The organism is Streptosporangium sp. NPDC002524, assembly GCF_040295985.1.
GTDB lineage: Bacteria > Actinomycetota > Actinomycetes > Streptosporangiales > Streptosporangiaceae > Streptosporangium.
Window position 1 is genome coordinate 1 of record NZ_JBEOWK010000070.1, and the last position, 1,945, is coordinate 1,945.

Below are 1,945 nucleotides of genomic sequence, written 5' to 3' on the forward strand. Positions count from 1 at the left end.
GAGCTATACTATAAAAGTGGACAGAAAATTGTGTGTTATAATCTGTCTATTAAGACACAAAAATGAAAGGTGGAAAGGTTATAATAAACTAGACACAAAGTTAAGAGAAATCGTGGAAAGGTTTATTATGGCAAGAAGAAAATTCGATAAACAATTTAAAAATTCTGCAGTAAAACTCATTCTTGAAGAGGGTTACTCTGTTAAAGAAGTCAGCCAAGAGCTTGAGGTTCATGCCAATAGTCTTTATCGCTGGGTTCAAGAAGTTGAAGAATATGGAGAAAGTGCTTTTCCAGGAAATGGGACAGCCCTAGCTGATGCCCAACATAAGATTAAATTGTTAGAGAAAGAAAATCGTTATCTTCAGGAGGAACTTGAACTTCTAAAAAAGTTCCGGGTCTTCTTGAAGCGAAGCAAGTAAAACGTTTTGAATTTCTCTTGAAACATCATGGGAAGATAAAAATTAAGCATGCAGTAAAAGTTCTTAAGGTTTCTCGCTCAGGTTTCTATGAATACATGCATCGTCGTCCTTCAAAACAACAAGTGGAGAGAGAAATTCTCTCAGAGAAGATAAAAGCTGTCTTTCATGAGCATAAGGGACGCTATGGTGCGGTTAGAATTACCAAGGTACTTCATAATACTGGTATTATGACCAACACGAAACGTGTTGGGAAACTGATGCACTTGATGGGACTTTATGCCAAGGGAAGCCGTTATAAATATAAACATTACAACAGAAAAGGAGCTTCGCTTTCAAGACCCAATTTAATTAATCAGATCTTTAAAGCAACAGCTCCTAATAAAGTATGGCTGGGAGACATGACCTATATCCCTACCAAAGAAGGCACCTTATACTTAGCCGTGAATATCGACGTTTTTTCACGTAAGATTGTAGGCTGGTCAATGTCTTCACGGATGCAAGATAAACTGGTGAGGGATTGCTTCTTACAAGCTTGTGGGAAAGAACATCCTCAGCCTGGCTTGATTGTCCATACTGATCAAGGGAGTCAATATACAAGCTCTCGTTATCAATCTACTCTTCGTCAAGTCGGTGCTCAATCTAGCATGAGTCGTAAAGGAAATCCATATGACAATGCAATGATGGAGTCTTTTTATAAGACGCTAAAGAGGGAGCTTATTAATGATGCTCATTTTGAGACAAGAGCTGAGGCTACTCAAGAAATATTTAAATACATTGAGACCTATTACAATACAAAAAGGATGCATTCAGGTCTTGATTACAAGTCTCCAAAAGACTTTGAAAAATATAATTCTTAAATTCTCTTAACTCCGTGTCTAGTTTTTCGTTGACTTTCCAAAAATATAGCTCATTTTGTGTCTAAATATTTGACATTAGTCCACTTTAATTGTCTTTAACTTTTCACTCATCATAAGTCCTGCCTTTTAACCGTAGGTAGATATTGCTCGATTGCTTTTTTGAGATACTTAGTGATATTTTTCTTTGAGTAGTCTTCTCGCTTGGCTCTCACATAAGACAAGTGGTCTTTGACCCCATTCAAACCTCGTAAGTCTTTCAGTTCGTCATAGAGAGGGTACACGTGTGCTTGTAAGCCTGAAAGAATTTTAGTATCCGTCAAGTCTAGATAAGACAATAAGAAATGTTCCATAAGCAGCTTGGTATACGGACTTTTTAGGGCTTGTACCGTCAGCATGTCTTCGGTTTCTGCTTTACGTGCTTTATCTTCTTGGTAGACTTTATCTTCCAACTTGTAGCTGTTATCGTCTGCTCGACGTTTTTTCGTAATATGAAAGACGATAGAATCAATCGAGCGCCCCTTTTTGACTTTGTCATACGTCACGGTAAAAGAAGTATGATCATTGATTTCTTCCAAAGGTTTTTTTAATATCCATTTTTCTAAATCTGCAAAAAGTTTATATTCATTGACTATATCCGTCATTTCTCGTAATTCTCGGATTGAAATTGAAG

Annotated in this window: 2 protein-coding genes; one reads left to right on the forward strand and one right to left on the reverse strand. The window is 36.9% G+C overall.

Features of this window, described 5'->3' with window-relative positions; genetic code table 11:
* Window positions 1-127 precede the first annotated feature (127 nt).
* A protein-coding gene (locus ABT053_RS43245; RefSeq protein ID WP_095586744.1) for an IS3 family transposase occupies window positions 128-1,275 on the forward strand; the annotation gives its coding sequence in 2 pieces (ribosomal slippage) (window positions 128-380 and window positions 380-1,275; 1,149 coding nt in all).
* A 110-nt stretch (window positions 1,276-1,385) separates the two neighbouring features.
* On the opposite strand, the gene ABT053_RS43250 is transcribed toward ABT053_RS43245, so the two are convergent.
* Window positions 1,386-1,945: hypothetical protein (locus ABT053_RS43250; RefSeq protein ID WP_502991973.1), on the reverse strand; the 560-nt coding region annotated here is incomplete at its 5' end.